General features: G+C 37.0%; 18 protein-coding genes and 1 other annotated feature. Of the genes, 4 read left to right on the forward strand and 14 right to left on the reverse strand.

Annotated features, from left to right (window positions below):
* Positions 1-71 precede the first annotated feature (71 nt).
* Complete coding sequence (locus AC3A54_RS08835) at positions 72-1,766, reverse strand: peptide ABC transporter substrate-binding protein (protein ID WP_487654173.1); 1,695 nt, start codon at positions 1,764-1,766, stop codon at positions 72-74.
* A gap of 221 nt (positions 1,767-1,987) precedes the next feature.
* On the opposite strand from AC3A54_RS08835, the gene AC3A54_RS08840 reads away from it, so the two are divergent.
* Together AC3A54_RS08840 and trpS are read left to right on the forward strand one after the other, a co-directional pair.
* Positions 1,988-2,353 carry a DUF3899 domain-containing protein gene (locus tag AC3A54_RS08840; protein ID WP_487654174.1) on the forward strand — a complete coding sequence of 122 codons (366 nt, stop codon included), beginning with the start codon at positions 1,988-1,990 and terminating at the stop codon, positions 2,351-2,353.
* Between the two features lie 46 nt (positions 2,354-2,399).
* Positions 2,400-2,651, forward strand: a binding site (T-box leader).
* A gap of 46 nt (positions 2,652-2,697) precedes the next feature.
* A complete protein-coding gene (gene trpS, locus AC3A54_RS08845; protein ID WP_487654327.1) occupies positions 2,698-3,690 on the forward strand; it encodes a tryptophan--tRNA ligase in 993 nt (330 codons plus the stop codon).
* A 61-nt stretch (positions 3,691-3,751) separates the two neighbouring features.
* Here the strand turns inward: trpS and AC3A54_RS08850 are convergent, their stop codons facing one another.
* The 9 genes from AC3A54_RS08850 to AC3A54_RS08890 all read right to left on the reverse strand — a co-directional run bounded on the left by AC3A54_RS08850 (position 3,752) and on the right by AC3A54_RS08890 (position 14,323).
* Positions 3,752-4,498 carry a YjbA family protein gene (locus AC3A54_RS08850; protein ID WP_308080537.1) on the reverse strand — a complete coding sequence of 249 codons (747 nt, stop codon included), beginning with the start codon at positions 4,496-4,498 and terminating at the stop codon, positions 3,752-3,754.
* Positions 4,499-5,125: 627 nt separating this feature from the next.
* Positions 5,126-6,037, reverse strand: a complete 912-nt coding sequence (gene opp4C / locus AC3A54_RS08855; RefSeq protein WP_487654175.1) for an oligopeptide ABC transporter permease — start codon at positions 6,035-6,037, stop codon at positions 5,126-5,128.
* A gap of 11 nt (positions 6,038-6,048) precedes the next feature.
* The gene (gene opp4B / locus AC3A54_RS08860) at positions 6,049-7,014 is read right to left on the reverse strand and encodes an oligopeptide ABC transporter permease (RefSeq protein WP_487654176.1); all 966 of its coding nucleotides are present in this window, start codon (positions 7,012-7,014) and stop codon (positions 6,049-6,051) included.
* Between the two features lie 175 nt (positions 7,015-7,189).
* Complete coding sequence (gene opp4A, locus AC3A54_RS08865) at positions 7,190-8,902, reverse strand: oligopeptide ABC transporter substrate-binding protein (RefSeq protein ID WP_487654177.1); 1,713 nt, start codon at positions 8,900-8,902, stop codon at positions 7,190-7,192.
* Between the two features lie 37 nt (positions 8,903-8,939).
* A complete protein-coding gene (locus tag AC3A54_RS08870; RefSeq protein WP_487654178.1) occupies positions 8,940-9,944 on the reverse strand; it encodes an ABC transporter ATP-binding protein in 1,005 nt (334 codons plus the stop codon).
* Positions 9,941-10,966, reverse strand: coding sequence for an ABC transporter ATP-binding protein (locus AC3A54_RS08875; RefSeq protein ID WP_487654179.1), 1,026 nt, complete (start codon positions 10,964-10,966; stop codon positions 9,941-9,943). The genes AC3A54_RS08870 and AC3A54_RS08875 overlap by 4 nt, the downstream gene beginning before the upstream one ends.
* 159 nt (positions 10,967-11,125) lie before the next feature.
* On the reverse strand, positions 11,126-11,734 hold the full coding sequence (locus AC3A54_RS08880) for a DUF2268 domain-containing putative Zn-dependent protease (RefSeq protein ID WP_487654180.1): 609 nt from the start codon (positions 11,732-11,734) through the stop codon (positions 11,126-11,128).
* A 309-nt stretch (positions 11,735-12,043) separates the two neighbouring features.
* Positions 12,044-13,282, reverse strand: coding sequence for a beta-ketoacyl-ACP synthase II (gene fabF, locus AC3A54_RS08885; RefSeq protein ID WP_308080544.1), 1,239 nt, complete (start codon positions 13,280-13,282; stop codon positions 12,044-12,046).
* 108 nt (positions 13,283-13,390) lie between these two features.
* On the reverse strand, positions 13,391-14,323 hold the full coding sequence (locus AC3A54_RS08890) for a beta-ketoacyl-ACP synthase III (RefSeq protein WP_487654181.1): 933 nt from the start codon (positions 14,321-14,323) through the stop codon (positions 13,391-13,393).
* A gap of 178 nt (positions 14,324-14,501) precedes the next feature.
* On the opposite strand from AC3A54_RS08890, the gene AC3A54_RS08895 reads away from it, so the two are divergent.
* Positions 14,502-14,759, forward strand: coding sequence for a hypothetical protein (locus AC3A54_RS08895; protein WP_487654182.1), 258 nt, complete (start codon positions 14,502-14,504; stop codon positions 14,757-14,759).
* 32 nt (positions 14,760-14,791) lie between these two features.
* On the opposite strand, the gene AC3A54_RS08900 is transcribed toward AC3A54_RS08895, so the two are convergent.
* From AC3A54_RS08900 to AC3A54_RS08915, 4 genes are all read right to left on the reverse strand, one after another.
* Positions 14,792-14,992: a ComZ family protein gene (locus tag AC3A54_RS08900; RefSeq protein WP_487654183.1), complete on the reverse strand. Its 201-nt coding sequence runs from the start codon at positions 14,990-14,992 to the stop codon at positions 14,792-14,794.
* A gap of 20 nt (positions 14,993-15,012) precedes the next feature.
* Positions 15,013-15,960 (reverse strand): BMP family ABC transporter substrate-binding protein, encoded by a 948-nt coding sequence (locus tag AC3A54_RS08905; RefSeq protein ID WP_335548534.1) that lies wholly within the window; start codon positions 15,958-15,960, stop codon positions 15,013-15,015.
* A gap of 233 nt (positions 15,961-16,193) precedes the next feature.
* Positions 16,194-17,027: a hypothetical protein gene (locus AC3A54_RS08910; protein WP_487654184.1), complete on the reverse strand. Its 834-nt coding sequence runs from the start codon at positions 17,025-17,027 to the stop codon at positions 16,194-16,196.
* A gap of 79 nt (positions 17,028-17,106) precedes the next feature.
* Positions 17,107-17,829: an alpha/beta fold hydrolase gene (locus AC3A54_RS08915; protein WP_335548532.1), complete on the reverse strand. Its 723-nt coding sequence runs from the start codon at positions 17,827-17,829 to the stop codon at positions 17,107-17,109.
* 170 nt (positions 17,830-17,999) lie between these two features.
* Here AC3A54_RS08915 and AC3A54_RS08920 point away from each other — a divergent pair, with 170 nt between their 5' ends.
* Positions 18,000-18,182 carry a YjzD family protein gene (locus AC3A54_RS08920; protein WP_335548531.1) on the forward strand — a complete coding sequence of 61 codons (183 nt, stop codon included), beginning with the start codon at positions 18,000-18,002 and terminating at the stop codon, positions 18,180-18,182.
* The last annotated feature ends 17 nt before the right edge of the window (positions 18,183-18,199 follow it).

The raw sequence follows: 18,199 nt of genomic DNA on the forward strand, positions 1-18,199 counted from the left end.
CAATTCTCATACAGGTAAAAAGAGAGTATATTGATGAAATATACTCTCTTCCTATTTGATTAGTATAGTTACTATTTTGTGATTTTAATCCACTGGTAACTATAGTCTGCACCAAATGCATGGTGAGCAAAACCTTTAACTTTTGGATTAATTAACAAGTTAACAGAACGTTGGTAAAGTGGTGCAATTGCTGCATCATCTTCTAACAAGATTTTTTCTGCATCTTGTAATGCTTTCCAGCGCTCTTGTGGCTTATCAACTAAATCTTCACTTGCAGCTTTGATCAACTTGTCGAATTCTGGATTTGAGTAATCCATATGTTGTTGTTCTCCGCCAGTAATCCAAAGATCCATGTATGTCATTGGGTCAGCATAGTCTGGTCCCCAACCGCCCATTAATAAATCATATTCAAATTTATTTTCACGAGCGATACGGATTTTGAAAGGTACGCTTTCAATTGTAAGCTTTAATCCAGGAAGATTTTTCTCTAACTGGTCTTTAATGAATGCATCTGTAGTTTTAGCAGTTTCAGTGTCTTGACCAACATAAGTGAACTTCACTTCTTTAACACCTAGTTCAGCTAAACCTTTATCCCAATATTTCTTAGCTTCTTCTTTGTTTGTCTTAGACCATTGGCCAGCCGTATCACGGAAGTCTTTTCCATCTAAGAAAGCAAAACCTTTTGGTACTAAGAAATCAGCTTCGATAGAACCGTTTGCTAATACATCGTCAACTAATGCCTTTTTGTCTACAGACAATGCAATCGCTTTACGGATGTTTTTGTTTTTCAAAGCAGGGTTCTTTTCGTTCATTTTTAACCACCAGATTGATGGCTCTTGGTAACGTAATAATTCATCAGATCCTTCATATTGTGAAAGGATTGCAGCTTGTGCAAGCTTTGGTGTAATGTCAGTTTCACCAGCAGTAAATGCGTTAGCAGATGCTTGTGGGTCTTTTGACACGTTGAAGTTGATTTTTGTTAAAGTAACGTCTTTAGCATTTGTATAAGTTTCGTTCTTTTCTAATACCCACTCAGTAGCTGTTGGGCCATCCCACTTAGTCATTTTGAAAGGACCGTTGTAAAGTAAGTGAGCAGCATCTTTCGCATAGTCAGCGCCTTGTGCTTCAACAAACTTTTGGTTTTGTGGGTAGAATAATTGGAAAGTGATATAAGACTCGATGTAAGGTAATGCTCTTACTAGAGTAATTTCCACTGTATAATCATCTAGAGCTTTAATTCCAAGATCTTCAAGCTTTGCTTTACCTTCAGAAATTTCAGTTGCGTTTTTGATTTTGCCCATCATGAAGTATGGACCATAAGGTGAAGCAGTTTCTGGATTGATCGCACGTTGCCATGCGTATACAAAATCATGAGCAGTTACAGGGTCACCATTTGACCATTTTGCATCTTGTCTTAATTTAATAGTTAAGACTGTTTTATCGTCGTTGTATGTTGGCATACCATCAGCTACACCTGGAACAACCTTTTGGTCTGCATCTAAACGATATAAACCTTCGTTAGTAGCGTTTAACATTGTAAAGCCCATTACGTCCTCAGCCATTACACTGTCCATAGTTGGGATCTCAGCAGATTCTAAAACGTTAAGAACTTGCTCATCCGCTAATTTCTCTTCAGTTCCAGCATTATTTTTGCCTTCATTTTTGGTTTTGCCTTCGTTTTTCTCACCACCGCCTGAACATGCTGCTAGGAACATGCTAAGTACTAGTGATAAAACTAAAAGTAGTGAAAGTTTTGATTTCTTCACTTGTAGACCTCCCTTTTCTATTATTCTGAAAAATTACTACATTCTCTATTATACATATTTTGAATTAATTGTACATTATTTTTTATAATTTAATTTACAAGTTAGAAACAATTTTTACGTAATCATTACAAATAGCTATGATATAATTTAGACTTATACAGATTTTTATGTATAATATTCGGTAGTTTCCCTTATTAAATCAATGATTTGGAGGTAATCTAGTGAATCCTAGATTTAAGAAGAAAATTGTTGTTCTTGGACTAACACAGTTATTAATAGTAATAATTTCCTTCATTTCCAATAAGGATATTTCCTTACTTAGCTATATCAATATATCTTTTTACATTTCCGCTCTACTTCTGTTAACATCGTTGCTTCTCTACACGATTCATTCCGGCTTTTACGATGTAATAGGTAAATCCTTTAATCTTGCCTTTTCAAGAGGAGAAAACAAGAGAAAGTTGGAGGAAATCCCAGCACTTTCTGAGTTAATCACTATCGATCAGAAGCCCCTCCTTTTTTACGGATTGGTCAATGGATTACTCATGTTAGGAGCTCTTTGCCTCTATTATTATTTGCAGACTTGAAACTGGTTATGTTCTTCATTTATAATTAGCATAATCAAATATAAGATGTTTAGCGATGATAAAGATTAGTACGTATTTTCATTCGGTTAAGAGAGTTTGTGGCTGGTGAAAACAAACGCGAAAAAATACGGAATGGACTTTTGAGCTTCTATCTGAACCTTTTATTTAGGAAAATAGAAGTGGTAGGAATAGACGTGATCCTTGCGTTAGTAGGACTCCAAAAGGCGACCAGCTATTTTGGAACTGAGTGACTCATATGAGTAATTTAGGGTGGTACCGCGAACCATTCGTCCCTATAGTATTAGGGATGGATGGTTTTTTTTATATAACTTTTAGGAGGATTAATAATGAAAACGATTTTTTCTGGTATTCAGCCGAGTGGTACAATAACACTTGGGAACTATATAGGGGCTATGATGCAATTTGTCGAGTTGCAACATGAATATAATTGCTACTTTTGTATCGTAGACCAGCATGCCATAACAGTTCCCCAAGATCCTGTAACACTTCGTAAAAATATTAGAAGCTTAGCTGCGTTATATATTGCTGTAGGGATTGATCCAAACAAGGCCTCTTTATTTATCCAATCAGAGGTACCTGCACACGCTCAAGCAGGTTGGATGATGCAGTGTGTCTCTTATATTGGTGAATTGGAAAGAATGACACAATTTAAAGACAAATCAACAGGTAAAGAAGCTGTTTCAGCTAGTCTATTGACCTATCCACCTCTAATGGCTGCAGATATATTATTGTATAATACAGATCTTGTTCCAGTCGGCGAAGACCAAAAGCAACATATGGAATTAACACGTGACTTGGCAGAAAGATTTAACAAAAAATACAATGATATCCTTACTGTACCGGAAATCAGTATTCCTAAGGTCGGCGCTCGAATTATGTCTCTCCAAGAGCCAACCAAAAAAATGAGTAAATCAGACCCAAATCAAAAGTCTTTTATTACTCCTTTAGATGAACCTAAACAGATCATCAAAAAAATAAAAAGCGCTGTTACGGACTCAGACGGAATTGTCAAATTTGATAAAGAAAATAAACCTGGTGTTTCCAATCTGCTTTCCATTTATTCAATTTTGGCTAAGAAACCTATAGATGAAATTGAGGAAATGTATGTTGGCAAAGGCTATGGAGATTTTAAAGGCGATTTAGCTGATGTAGTGGTAAATGTCTTTAAACCAATTCAAGAGAAATATTATAACTTAATGGAATCAAGCGAACTGGATGAAATTTTAGATCGTGGAGCTGAAAAGGCAAACCTAGTTGCAAACAAGACCCTTAAAAAGATGGAAAACGCCATGGGTCTTGGCCGAAAGAGAAAATAATATAAATTTAAAAAAACAAAAGCCTGAGCCCAAAAGGATTTATTCCTTTTGGATCAGGCTTTTAGTTTACTTTAGGACCATGTTCCATTTCCCAAAGCTTCTCGAAAAAGGGCTGTCCCTTAATTAAATTCTCACAAAAGGTTTCATGCCTTTTAGACCAGCCGTACTTTGCTTCCTCAAAGAGCTGTTCCCATGCTTCCTCAAAATTCAATTCTTGAATAGTCGAATATTTCTCAGGACACCATTCTGTAAACCAATACCTTACCTCTGCTTCATTATTTGATGAAAGTAATTGATCAAGAGCCATGAACAATAATTGCTTTAACTGACGTTCTTTTCTCGTCAATCCATTCATCAGTTCTGGTTCAGGTGAAAGAATATGAAAATCCTTTGTTTTCGGTTGCCCATAAAAATGATATTTTTTAGCTTCATGCTGACTAATCATCTCGTAAACAAGCTGTTCCTGTCTTGGAATTAGTCTGCTTTTTCGAATAGGGATGGTATAGCCAATCGTGTCTACGGCTAAAATCCCTGTCCCGTCTGTGACAACGAAACAATAATCAAGCTGAACTCTTTCATGGTTTTTTCTTAAATATGCTTTCTGATAAATGTCATCTAGGAGCTGTTGAGGTAATTCTGATAAATCATTCTCGATGTAGTTAAATAGAATCGGCTCGATTTTTAAAAGTGGCACTTGGTCCAACAATTCCACTCCATCATCCTTACGCCATTCATGAAAGTGGCATACATTATAACCGTTTTCTTCCCCTTCAAACCAATTTACCCAAACATCATGAAGATACAACATTTTACAACCCCTCACTTCAAAAACTGTTTGTCAATCAGTATGGGCAGACCTTAGTTAAATTATTCCTTTATATATATTTTGCACCAACTGTATTTATTAAATTTAATACTTGTCCTTTTAAATTATTCATATGTATATGGTGCGTCTCCTATATTTATGTTAGGAAATATATTGGTACATAACTTGGGATCATAGAGTGCTTCTATGCGACCTTCTTCTCTTTCCTTCAGCCTGTTTGGGCTCATAGATTGCTTCTATGCGACCTTCTTCTCTTTCTTTCAGGCAGTTTGGGGTCGTAGACTGCTTCTATGTGACCTTCTTCTCTTTCTTTCAGCCAGCTTGGGCTCATAGACCGCTTCTATGCGACCTTCTTCTCTATTCTTTCAGCCACTTTGGGCTCATAGACTGCTTCTATGCGACCTTCTTCTCTTTCTTTCAGCCAGTTTGGGCTCATAGACTGCTTCTATGCGACCTTCTTCTCTTTCTTTCAGCCAGTTTGGGCTCATAGACCGTTTCTATGCGACCTTCTTCTCTTTCTTTAAGCCACTTTGGGCTCATAGACTGCTTCTATGCGCCCTTCTTCTCCGTCCAATAACAAAAAAATCTACCATGTTGTAATGGTAGATTTTATCTTCTTGATTTTGGATTAAAGGCGTCTTTTAAGCCTTCACCGATAAAGTTGATCGATAAAATAGTTGCAGTAATCGTTAAGGCAGGGGGCACCCAAATCCATAGTTTAAATTGGAGTACATCTGGTTCATTTGCTGAATTTAACATATTCCCCCAGCTTGGAATTTCTTGAGGAACACCAAAGCCTAGAAAGCTTAAACCTGTCTCCGCAACTATCATTGTTGCAAATGTAATGGTCGCTTGAACAATAATGGTTGATAAGATATTGGGTAATAAATGTTTAACGATTATTTTAGCAGGAGAACAGCCAATTGAAATGGCAGCTACAATGTATTCATTTTCTTTTTCAGCAAGAATCTTACTTCGAACAATCCTCGCAATTCCACCCCAGCTTAATATGCTTATGGTCCCAATTAAAACCCATAACCCATTTACTTTTCCAAAAAGAATGGCATTTAGCACAATAACAAATACAAGAAAAGGAAAGTTTAAGATAAAATCTGTAAATCTCATTAGTATACTATCTACTGCACCACCAAAATAGCCTGAAATCGAGCCAATAATTGTCCCAAGGAATATGACAAAAAGTGTACAGCTTAATCCAACTAATAATGAAATTCGTCCGCCATATAGTAACCTGGTGAATACATCCCTGCCTGCCTTGTCTGTACCAAGCCAATGTTTACTCGATGGCTCTAAAGACATCTGACCAATATTAATCCTGGCAACGTCTGCCGTTGTAATATACGGTGCAAGAAATGAAACTATTGCCACAATGACAAGGAATACAAAGCTAATCATAGCCAATTTGTTTTTTAAAAACTTTTTTCTAGCGATAGCCCACGGTGATAAACTTTTTTTCGGGGGGGCTGTACTAATATTAGGATTTTTCTGAGTTACAATTTCCATTTTTTCTCCCCCTAATCTAGCCTAATTCTCGGATCCACAACACCGTATAATATGTCAGCTACAAGGTTGCCAACTAGTGTTAAGAATGAGAATAACATTGTCAACGTCATTAAAACTGGATAATCCCTGGTACCAACTGATTGTAAGAATAGTTGTCCAAGACCCGGATAGGTAAAAATCGTTTCAGTGATAATCGCTCCACTGATAATTGCAACTAAATCAAAACCTAAAAAAGTAATAAGCGGAATAATTGAGTTTCTTAAAATATGAACATTATAAATTTTTCTCTCAGGTGTTCCCTTTGCTCGTGCCGTACGAACAAAATCTTTTCGGCTGTTTTCGATTATATCGTTCCGTAAAAATTGTGTATAGCTTGCCGTACTTAATAGTCCTAAGACTACTGCAGGAAGAAATACATGATGTAGGCGGCTTAACCAATATTCCAGTGTTCCATCGGTAACACCGATATCAACTGAGCCGTTGGATGGAAACCAATCTAGTGTAAAAGAAAAAAGGAAAATTGCAAAAACCCCGGCGATAAAAGAAGGTATCGATAGACCTAAATAATTTAATCCACCAATTAAATTATCCCCTAGTGTATAGGGTTTTCTCCCAGCGTAAGAACCCATAAAAAAGGCAAGAATGTATGTGATTAATATAGAAGTAAAACCTAATAGTAAGGTATTGGGAATGCGCTCTCCAATAACATCTGCAGCTTCTATTTTAAAACGGGTTGACTTACCAAAATCCCCTTGAACAAAATCCCCAATCCAACGTGCATATTGCTGTGGTAACGGGTCATTATAACCCAGCTTTTCCCGCATATCAGCAATATATTGTGGGTCGGTATTCCTTGGGTCGATTTCCCCGCTTAGGGAATCTCCTGGCATCAATTTTGCCAAGGAAAAAACAACGATCGAAATGAGGAATAACATCGGAATCATGCCCAGAATTCTACGAAATGCATACTTCAGCATGTGCATTCTCCTTGTCTTTAAACTATGTTAAATACATGTTGTATGTATCCAAAGTGTTCAAATGGGAGAGGGAAATTGGAAGCAGTATACTTCCTCCCTCATCCCACAGAACTCCTGGATTTATTCAATCCTATTAAGCAATTAACATAGTTTTTTACATGTTAATCTTTTGTAATTATTGTTTAATCCACCATTCATTTGGACGGTTGTTACCAGAAACGTCGAACTTCACACCGTTCACTCGTTTGCTTACAGCCATTGTTTCTTCAAGCTCAGCAATTGGTAACACAGGAAGTTCCTTCATGAATAGTTTTTGCCATTGTACATAAAGATCTTTACGTTTTTCGTTATCTGTACCAACAACACTAATATCAAGTGCTTGGTCTAATAACTTATCACTATCAGCATTTACCCAACGAGGGTAGTTCCAAAGTGATTTTGTTCCCCATAGTGGAGTTGGATCTGGATCCGCACCTGTTGACCAGCCGCCGAAGAATACTTCCATTGATTTATCTGCTTTTTCAAGCATGTCATAGTAAAGGTTAGCATCAGTCATAGTTAACTTAGTTTTTAAACCTACTTCTTCCCAATATTGAGTTAACGCTTTTGCACGTGATTCGAATGTTGGATTTGAAGTTGCATAGTGACTAAAGTTTACAACAAATTTCTTACCGTTTGGATCTTCACGGAAGCCATCGCCATCAACATCTTTGTATCCAGCTTCGTCTAACAATTCTTTTGCTTTCTTCGGATCGTATTTGTACTGTTCTAAATCTTTATTATCTGCAGCAATCCAGTGATTTGTTGGGATTGGACGATTAACTGGTTTACCAACACCAAAGAAGAATGCCTTAACCCACTCTTCGCGATTAATTGCGTAGTACATTGCTTCACGAAGCTTTTTCTCTTGGTATTTTGGTTCGTTCATGACGTTCTTCTCGCCATCCCAAGTACCTAATCTGAATCCAACATAATAGTAGCTAACACCTGGGTAAGTAACTGTATTTACATTATCAAGTGCCTTTACTTGATCAATAATGCTTGGGTGGAATGATGTCATATCAAGTGTACCGTTTTTAAGTTCTCCCACAGAAAGAGATGGGTCAATAACTTTAACAACAACCTTTTCAATATGTGGCTTACCACCGAAATAGTCATCAAAGCGTTCCATTTCTACTGATTCACCTGGAACAACTTTAGTCACTTTAAATGGTCCTAAGCCCACTGGCTTTGTACGTACTTGCTCAGATGCCATCATGTCTTTAACTGCTATCCCTTTAAACGCAGTACGGTTCATTGGGTATGTCCAAAGGTTATCCAAGTTGTTTACACGCGCTTTATCAAAAGTAATTTGGATATGGTAATCGTCAATCACTTTAATACCTTCAATTTTATCTGTTTTTCCATCATGGAAATCTTGTGCACCTACGATATTTCTAACGTTATCAAAACGTGGACCTTCATAGTCTTTGTCAGCAACAGTGTATAATGAGAATTCCCAGTCTTTTACTGATAACTCATCACCATTGTGCCATTTAACACCTTTTTTGATTTCAAAATCAAATACTTTATTGTCTTCTGTTTTCCAAGAAGCAATATGTGGCTGTGCTTTCAATTGTGCATCGTAATCAATAAGGTTTTCATCAAAGAAATCAATAACATATGCATCAGTTTGTGTTCCATAAAATGAGTAGTTAAATTTACCTTCAGGAGCTGAATCAAGCGCGTATACTAATGTACCGCCATCCTGTGGTTTTTCCGCAGTTTCGCCTGTCTTACCTTCATTCTCGTTTTTCTTCGTACCTGCTTTATCGCTGCTACACGCTGCTAAAAATGCTGATAGTACAAGCATTAATGCAGCCAGCATAAGCATACTTTTCTTCTTCATTGTTTTCCCCCCTAGAGAAATTGTATTTTTTCCTTTTTTAGTAAAGGTGGCAAGCTACTCGATGAGAAGGCTTCACCTCCTTTAATACTGGTTTACTTTTTGAACACTCCTCCATTGCCATTGGACAACGTGGATGGAATGGACAGCCTGACGGAGGATTAATTGGACTTGGTACATCCCCTTTTAAAATAATTCTTTCTTTTTTCACCCTTGGATCAGGAGATGGTATTGCCGAAATTAAAGCCTGTGTGTAAGGATGTAGTGGTTGTGCATAAAGGCTGTCCTTTTCTGCAATCTCAACCATATTACCTAAATACATCACACCAATCCTATCGCTCATGTGCTTCACAACACTTAAGTCATGCGCAATAAAAAGGAAGGTTAAATCGAATTCTTTTTGTAAATCTTTTAATAGATTTAATACTTGTGATTGTACGGATACATCAAGTGCAGAAACTGGTTCATCCGCAATAATTAGTTTCGGTCTAAGGGCAAGGGCACGAGCGATACCAATTCTTTGCCGCTGACCACCTGAAAATTCATGAGCATATTTATAATAGGCATCCTGTGGTAAACCCACTTTGGTTAATAAATCCATCACTTCTTGTTTTAATTCTTCTTTACTTTTTCTTGAAAAATTATAAATAGGTTCAGCGATGATATCCCCTACCATTTGCATTGGATTCAAAGAAGCATAAGGGTCCTGAAATACCATCTGCATATCTTTTCTAATGTCTTGAAGAGATTTCCCAGATATATTCGTTATATTTTTTCCGTCAAAGAGAATTTTCCCATCGGTTGGTTTTAATAATCGTAGAATCGTCCGGCCCGCTGTAGACTTACCACAGCCTGATTCACCAACTAGTCCAAGTGTTTCCCCTCTTTTAATTTCAAAAGAGATATCATCAACCGCCTTCACATTTCCAACGGTTCGTTTAAAAAAACCACCTTTAACAGGATAATAGGTTTTGAGGTTCTGTATCTCTAATAGATTCTCTGATTGAGAGGCCTCCTGGTTCTTATGTACAGTTCCGGTACTCATTTACTCACCCCCTGTCTTGGTCTACTAGTTTCAAAAAGCAGGCAGGCAACTTCATGATGATCCTCTGCTTCTGCTAGTTCAGGGGTAATAGTAAAACAGTTAGGCATAGCTTTTGGACATCGATTGGCAAAACGGCAGCCCACTTTTGGCATATTGGTCAGAGATGGTACAATCCCTTGGATTGAGCTTAATCGTTCTTCCGTTTCCTCCATTTTTGGTATTGCACCCAAAAGTAATGTAGTGTAAGGATGTTTAGGATTATGGAAGAGTGTATCGACATCCGTCCGTTCTACAATTTTACCAGCATACATGACAATAACTTCATCACACATTTCTGCTACTACGCCTAAATCATGTGTAATCAAAATAACGGACATATCATTTACAGATTGGATATCTTTTAAAAGTTCCAAGATTTGTGCCTGCACCGTAACATCAAGCGCAGTAGTTGGCTCATCGGCAATTAATAGCTTAGGCTGGCAGGCAATGGCAATGGCAATCATGACCCTTTGTCTCATTCCACCTGACAATTGATGGGGATATTCGTCCACAATTTTTTCAGGTCGAGAGATCCCTACACTCTTTAAAAGAGCTATTGCTTTTTGACGGGCTTCTTGTTTTGAAATTTTCATATGATTGAAAAGGACTTCTTGCAGCTGATAGCCAATCGTAAATACTGGATTTAAAGATGTCATTGGCTCTTGGAAAATCATTGACACGTCTTTTCCACGAATTTTATTTATTTGTGATTCATTCATTTTCTCAAGATTTACACCATCGAAAATGATTTCACCCGATTTTACTTTTCCAATTCCTTTTGGAAGTAGCTTCATAATTGATAGACTCATAACAGATTTACCACAGCCAGATTCACCCACAACCCCCACAATTTGTCGTGGCTTTACAGTGAAAGATACATTATCTACTGCGTTATAATCAGTTCCCTCAATATCAAAGGCTGTCTCTAAATTTCTCACTTCGAGCAATGGTGCCTCTTTGAGTAACGATTTTTTTATGCTCATAGTACACCTTCTTACTTTTTTGAATTATTCTGTGAATTCGTTATATTCTAATAAAATTCTATTACTAAATTGTTACAATTGCAAGACTTTTTTACAATATTGATAATTTTCAATCTATAAGAAAATAAAAAAAGCCTGATTTAATAGGCTTTTTCATGTTCAACTATTCTGGTCTTCAACAAATTTAGCAGCTGGTATTTCGAAAGATAGTTTTGTAGAATAATTATGATTTTTGTAATATTTATCAATAATGTTATATCCAACAGCATATCCTAGTAATTTAGGTACTCTTCCGCCTCCAAATAATAGTTCATCGTGAACTCTTTCATTTTTTTTAAAATCCAAATGTTTTTTTAGAAATTTACTCCAAAAATATGTTATCTCTTTTTCGCTATACATATGGCACCAATCTGCTAAATATTCTGCTCCACAATGCCTTAATACTGCATATTCAGCCAAACCTTCAATCACCAATGAATCTAAAAGTGTATAATCCCCCATTTTTTTATTCATCTTACAAAGCCTGCATACATGATGATACTCATGGACAAACAATGCTTCTATCTCTTTTGCATCTTCATGGGAGGAAAGAAATAAAAACATTTTATCAGGAAAAGAAACTCCTCCCTTTTTCCTGTCTGTTCTAATAAAAAAACTTCTAGACTGAGCTAGCGGAAAGAGAAAAACAGGGATGTCTGGACCACTCCATTTAACTTTATATTTACTAAATAGACGTTCCACCTGGTCCCATGCTTTCTGTTCATTCATTTTGTGGAGGAAATCCTTTGAAGATCTCGAAGGCTGATACATCCCAAAGTTTAATAATTGGTTGTAAATTTGTTTTGCTGTTTTCCCCTTAAAATACGGCTGCAGTTTTTCACATATTTTTATGGCATTATCAAAATCGTCCAATAACCAGCTGTCTGTTCGGATTACTCCCATACTTCCCCACCTCCTGTAAGCCCAAGAGTCACTTTCATCCATTTTATGAATCAAAGATATAAGATGTTCTTAATACTGGAGGAATGCAGGATGTAAAAAATCGACCAGACATTTTATCTGGTCGACCTAAAGTTTTTATTCGTATTTTTTAAATACAATGGTAGCGTTGTGTCCACCGAAGCCAAGTGAGTTGCTCATAGCTGCCTTGATTTCTTGTGAACGGGCTTTATTTACTACATAGTCCAAATCACATTCAGGATCCGGAGTTTCATAATTAATGGTTGGTGGGAGTATGCTATCTCTCATCGCTAATACGGTAAAGATCGCTTCCACTCCACCTGCAGCTCCTAACAGATGGCCTGTCATCGATTTGGTTGAACTCATCGCAAGATTATAAGCATGCTCTCCAAATACTTCCTTAACCGCAAGTGTTTCAAATTTATCATTATATTCAGTACTAGTACCATGTGCGTTAATATAATCAATGTCTTGAGGTTGTAATCCACCATCATTAATGGCCATTTTCATTGCTCGAGCACCGCCTTCACCACCTGGTGCAGGCGCAGTGATATGATAAGCATCACCTGTTGCTCCATAACCGACGATTTCAGCATAGATTTTAGCTCCTCGTGCAAGGGCATACTCTAACTCTTCCAAAATAATGATACCGGCCCCTTCACCCATGACGAAGCCATCCCGGTTTTTATCAAATGGTCTGCTTGCTGTTTGAGGATCAGGATTTGTAGAGAGTGCTGTATTGGCACAGAACCCAGCAACAGACATTTTTGTGATTGGTGCTTCAGCCCCACCTGTTACCATAACATCCGCATCACCACGCTGAATAACTTTAAATGCATCTCCAATGGAATTAGTTCCAGTTGCACATGCTGTAACTGTACATGAATTAAATCCTCTTGCACCGAGGGTAATTGACACCTGACCAGTTGCCATATCCGGAATTAGCATTGGGACAAAGAATGGACTAACCCGCTTGTATCCCCTTTTTTGGAAGGTTTCATATTGTTGTTCGAATGTTTCCATTCCTCCAATACCAGACCCGATCCACACACCAACACGTTCTGAATTCTCTTCATTAATAGTTAGATTGGCGTCCTTAACTGCCATTAATGCACTCGCTACGGCATATTGCGTAAAACGGTCCATTTTTCGAGCTTCTTTTCTATCCATAAACACTTCGGGATTAAAGTCTTTTAACTCAGCAGCCACTTTAGCTGGATATTCGTCCGCATTGACTCTAGTCAGTGGACCAATACCTGATTTCCCCTCAATAATCCCTTTCCATGTTGTTTCAACATCGTTACCAAGCGGTGTCACCGCCCCAACGCCTGTTACTACAACTCTACGCTTGTTCATTTGTACATCTCCTTTTCAACAATCATTTCTCGTTTTTGTAATAGTAAATGTTATTTTCAAGCAATTCAACTTTCATAGATGCTAGTAAGTATCCTTACACGCTAATCTTTATTTCCCCCAACGGATAGCAATAGCTCCCCATGTTAAGCCACCACCAAAGCCTACCATGACAATAACATCATCATCTTTAAGTTTTCCTGCCTCCAATTCTTCTACAATAGAAATAGGAATGGATGCAGCTGATGTATTACCATATTTATGAACGGTTTTGGACATTTTTTCAACAGGTAGTTCTAGTCTTTGTCTGGATGCTTCCATGATACGAATATTCGCTTGATGCGGTATTAAGAAATCAACATCCTCTTTTGTTAACCCTGCCTTCTCAAGAACATGTAAACTGCTTTCACCCATTTGTCTAACAGCAAACTTAAATACTTCTCTACCATTCATAATGATATATTCGTCTTGGTATAAATGCTTTGCTCCTGTACCATCTGCCCCTAGCTCAAAGGACAAAATTCCACGATTTTCTGAAACTGGACCCAAGATGGCAGCACCTGCGCCATCTCCAAAAAGGACAGCTGTATTTCGGTCATTCCAGTCTGTAACTTTTGAAAGCTTTTCAACACCAACGACTAGAACATATTTATATACTTCAGTTTCAATAAACTGCTTTCCAGTAACCATGCCATACATAAAACCGGCACATGCTGCACTAATATCCATTGCAGCAGCCTTCGTTGCACCTAGTTTCTCTTGAATTCGACAAGCAACTGAAGGAAATGGTGTATCAGGTGTTACCGTAGCTACCAAGATTAAATCAATCTCCTCAGCAGTAATCCCGGCATGTTTGATAGCCTCTTGAGCTGCTGCTAACGCCATATCTGAGGTATTCACATCATCCGCAGCAATTCTCCGCTCTTCAATTCCTGTTCTGGTACGAATCCATTCATCAGAGGTATCCATTATTTTCTCTAAATCCTGATTAGTGACTATCTTCTCTGGTAAATACCTACCAATTCCGACAATACCAGCTCTCACACGTTCCATCTCCTTTTTAACTAACTCTTTATCAAAAAATTAATATCAATTATTATGACTTGGTACTAATTTTATCAAATAGACCCCATTTTAAGCAACTGTTTCTTCTTTTATATTCTCCGCTAATGTACATTCCAATTATTTGTTTAGTCATATTCTAAAATTAAGAGGAAATGAAATGGAGGATGCAAGTATGGAAGAACGGAAGAACGAGGAACGAAAAGAGTCAGACCGTTTTACCAGTTTTATGTTTGGCCCTGGTAGACATCAACCCCGTCAGGATCATCAGACACAGGAACCATCTCGTCAGCAATCTACGATTGATTATGAAGAACTAATGAACAATATTGATACATTAATGGAATCTATGAAGGGATTTAAACCCTTATTTCAAAAAGTATATCCATATATCGAACAATTATGGAAAAAAAAATAAGGCTGACTCATAATGGGCCAGCCTTTTCATCATTAAGATTGTTTCAATTCACTTAAAACACTTTCTCTTCCTAATTCATATGCCTCTTCCATTACTTTAGTAAATAGGTTCATAAATGGTTGGATTAATTCCATCGATAATTCGACCCCAGCCTGATCCAATTGTTCCTTTGCCTCTGGTAAATACTTCATCGCGATTTGCATAAATTGTAAAGTGTGATCTTGATTGTTCATTATGTACTCCTTTAAGAATATTATTTAGGCAATTTGCCTGTTTCCTTGTAATCCTCTATATGCTTGTTCATTTTCTGAATGAACTCTTTCTTAACTAAAGGGCTGTACTTTCCAAGTGAGATGACGTTATCTTGAAAGTCAAAGGAAAGATTACCTGATTTTAGTTCCCCTTTATTGTATTGATCTGCCACTTTTTCATATAATTTATCAACCTGTTGAATCGTACTTGTTAAAACGGTAGATTCTCCTAAGTCAGACTGGTCTGAAACGTAGCCGATAACAAAAAGGCCTTGTTCCTTCACTCGTTCAATTACCGGAACGTTATAACCATCCCCTGCAGGATACACCACATCAACACCATTTTCTAACATACGATCAACTAATTGGAGTGCCTTAGTTTCATCATCCCAATTTCCGACATATTCTATGCTCACATGGGTTTGATTATTTTCAGCTAGAGCGCCCTGGTAGAACCCTTCAATTTCTGGTTGCCACTCATAAGCAGCCAACACTCCCACTTTATGTTGTTTTGACATATGAGCAGCAACCATCCCTCCAAAAAAGCCCATTGCATGCGCTTTAAAGTTAAGACTCGTTGTATTTGAATTCTTTGCATCTCCATTAAAGCTGACAAAGTGAATTTTCGGATAGTCTTTAGAGATTTTATTAAAGTACTCAGCATATTCTGCTCCATGACCAAAGATTAGGTTAACTCCTTTTTGGTCAAACTCTTCGACCGCGCGTTTAACCACGGCCTCCGAATTCATTCCTTCTTTATAAAATACATCAACATTAAATTTTGATTGTATTTTTAACATTCCTTTAAATCCCTTTGTTCCCCATACTTGATCATTTACCGTCTCAGGAACTAGCAAGCCTACCTTTTGCAATTTCCCTGTAGACTTTGTTTCCCCACAAGCTCCAAGTAAAAGAAGACATAAAAGAATGATTCCGAAACGCTTTAGCATTCCATGCAACTCCTTAATACATCGGCCATAACTACAACGATTTCATTTATCATTTTCATATTCTGAACATTAAGCTATTTGAAAGGACCGTTTTTCCCTTAATTCTACTCTTTGTACTATAAAATGAAAAGACACATTTTTCCTTTTTATTGGGCTTTGTTAAATTTGTCTGTTGATTTCCGCTCCAATCAACAGGATATACAATAAACAATGCTCTTTAAAATAGCCTTTTATTAATTCCCCTGAAATAAACGATGTACATGCTCTACTTGCTGGGTTATAGAATCCGCGATTGGAGTGATGTGTCGAACAGGTACTGTTACTATTTGTTTTTCAATTTTCACAGGCTCCGATACGTTCTTTATTAAAAGGTTTTCATCAATCTGAAGGTACGCCGCGCACTCAGACCAATAATCTTTTTTACCACTTTGTAACACATATTTACCTGGCCTCTCTGATTCTACCATATCAAAAATAGATTCCACTGCATCACATGCAAAAAGGATATCCTCTGTCCATTCTCGATCACCTATTTGTATTTCAACCTTTTGTATTTTTGAGAGTATGGATTGTTGAAAAAGGAACGTCTTTGGCTGCCAAGGTCCATATATAGCTGGCAGATAAAAAACATGCATGTTCTCAGCTATACGACTAACCTGTTCTAAAAAACCCTCTAATTGTCTTTCATTATTAGAACCAAGCTCTTGAATCGGAAGCAAACAAACGATTTCGAGATTCTTATTATTTTTCTCGATATAATCCACTATCGGTTTCATTACGCTCTTCTTCAGGAAGTGGGATTCTTTTTTCAGCATGTACTGGTCATAGATTGAAAAGACAAGTACAGTTTTTGACTTTTCTAGTTCTCGCTCCTTTTCCCACTTAGAGAATGATTGTTCGGTAAAATTTGCATTTCGTCCTACCTCGAGTTTTTTCTCCTCATAGAATGGAATGTTATCTTTATCCTCAAAAGAAATGCCCACCACTTCTATCCCCTGATTTAAAAGAGTCTTGCTTGCATGAAAGCTTACAAATTCATATATACCAAATATAATAGCCTTGTCCATGAACGCTTCCTCCCCAATTATCCTTATTGAATCCTATGCCAATTAATAAGGAAATATTTCTTTTGGGGAGAAGGGAGCGTTAAAGTACATTTTCATGACTGTTAAAAAACTTGATGACTATTTTTCCTAGTTGTGGTTTTTTTTCAGGAAGAATAAAAGTAGGATTAATTTCAGATGTGTTAATCACCTGCTGATACAATTTTGACTGAGAATAGGATTTCCCACCTGATAGGACTTGAATGATTTTTATTGGACAGTTCGCTTCAAGATGAATAGACCCTTCCAGATTGTTAATCTTACTTTCCACTTCTTTTTGATCCACATGATAGGCAGCAGCTAATTCTCTGATCAATTTTTTATAAAAGAACTTATGCTCTTTTTCAAGTTCAAGATGATGTTTTAAGGACAGGATTGGATTAAGCAGGATAATCGATCGAATACTGTCTTTCATTTTTTCCATTAATCGAAGAGCCACAAGTGCGCCCATTCCTTCTGCCAAGATATGAATTTTATTGTTAATGATCTCGTTACGGATTACATGGTGATATAATCTTTGAGCAAGCTCGACAGCACTTTCGCTCCCCCAGTTTCGCCCATAAAGATTTGAGGAAAAAATGGTGTACCCTTTTTCTTTTAGTTCATTGATAATAGCTAGCTTTCCTTCATTTTGCGTCCAAAAGCATTTATTTTCATCCACAAAATGCCTTTCATCTCCGATGATTAAAATCCCAAATCCTGTAGGCTTTTCAGGGTAATGAATGATATTCCATTGGGTATCCATTAGAAAATTTCGATTTTCCATTGATAAATCTCCTTTTACATATTTCCTCAAAGTATTGTATGCCACTTCACAAAAGATGAAAGGGAGTTTGCCCAATTTCAATTAAAAACAAAAAGCTGATTTTTCTATATTTTTTTGATTTGGTATGGTAATATTAATGATGATGTAAAATAAGTATGAGGTGAATAATTGTGCAATACTTTTGGACATTTTTCTGGTCATTTCTTTTAGTACAAATGCTTACATATGTTATTAGCTCTATGTCAGGAGTAAGTTATGACTTTGTTTCGGGTTCTATTGCAGCAGTTGTAGTGACAATTTTGATTTTCATCGTTTCTGCAGTTATTCCAAATGAACCAGTTGAAAAACACTAATAAGCAAATCGTCCGTT

The organism is Neobacillus sp. Soil_C_43 (genome assembly GCF_057656715.1).

What these genes read in the sequence shown, in the direction of transcription:
- AC3A54_RS08850 (WP_308080537.1), bottom strand. Translation starts at nt 4,498, where the DNA reads ATGTTGTATCTTCATGATGTTTGGGTAAATTGGTTTGAAGGGGAAGAA.
- opp4C (WP_487654175.1), bottom strand. Translation starts at nt 6,037, where the DNA reads ATGGAAATTGTAACTCAGAAAAATCCTAATATTAGTACAGCCCCCCCG.
- opp4B (WP_487654176.1), bottom strand. Translation starts at nt 7,014, where the DNA reads ATGCTGAAGTATGCATTTCGTAGAATTCTGGGCATGATTCCGATGTTA.
- opp4A (WP_487654177.1), bottom strand. Translation starts at nt 8,902, where the DNA reads ATGAAGAAGAAAAGTATGCTTATGCTGGCTGCATTAATGCTTGTACTA.
- AC3A54_RS08870 (WP_487654178.1), bottom strand. Translation starts at nt 9,944, where the DNA reads ATGAGTACCGGAACTGTACATAAGAACCAGGAGGCCTCTCAATCAGAG.
- AC3A54_RS08875 (WP_487654179.1), bottom strand. Translation starts at nt 10,966, where the DNA reads ATGAGCATAAAAAAATCGTTACTCAAAGAGGCACCATTGCTCGAAGTG.
- AC3A54_RS08880 (WP_487654180.1), bottom strand. Translation starts at nt 11,734, where the DNA reads ATGAATGAACAGAAAGCATGGGACCAGGTGGAACGTCTATTTAGTAAA.
- fabF (WP_308080544.1), bottom strand. Translation starts at nt 13,282, where the DNA reads ATGAACAAGCGTAGAGTTGTAGTAACAGGCGTTGGGGCGGTGACACCG.
- AC3A54_RS08895 (WP_487654182.1), top strand. Translation starts at nt 14,502, where the DNA reads ATGGAGGATGCAAGTATGGAAGAACGGAAGAACGAGGAACGAAAAGAG.
- AC3A54_RS08900 (WP_487654183.1), bottom strand. Translation starts at nt 14,992, where the DNA reads ATGAACAATCAAGATCACACTTTACAATTTATGCAAATCGCGATGAAG.
- AC3A54_RS08905 (WP_335548534.1), bottom strand. Translation starts at nt 15,960, where the DNA reads ATGCTAAAGCGTTTCGGAATCATTCTTTTATGTCTTCTTTTACTTGGA.
- AC3A54_RS08910 (WP_487654184.1), bottom strand. Translation starts at nt 17,027, where the DNA reads ATGGACAAGGCTATTATATTTGGTATATATGAATTTGTAAGCTTTCAT.
- AC3A54_RS08915 (WP_335548532.1), bottom strand. Translation starts at nt 17,829, where the DNA reads ATGGAAAATCGAAATTTTCTAATGGATACCCAATGGAATATCATTCAT.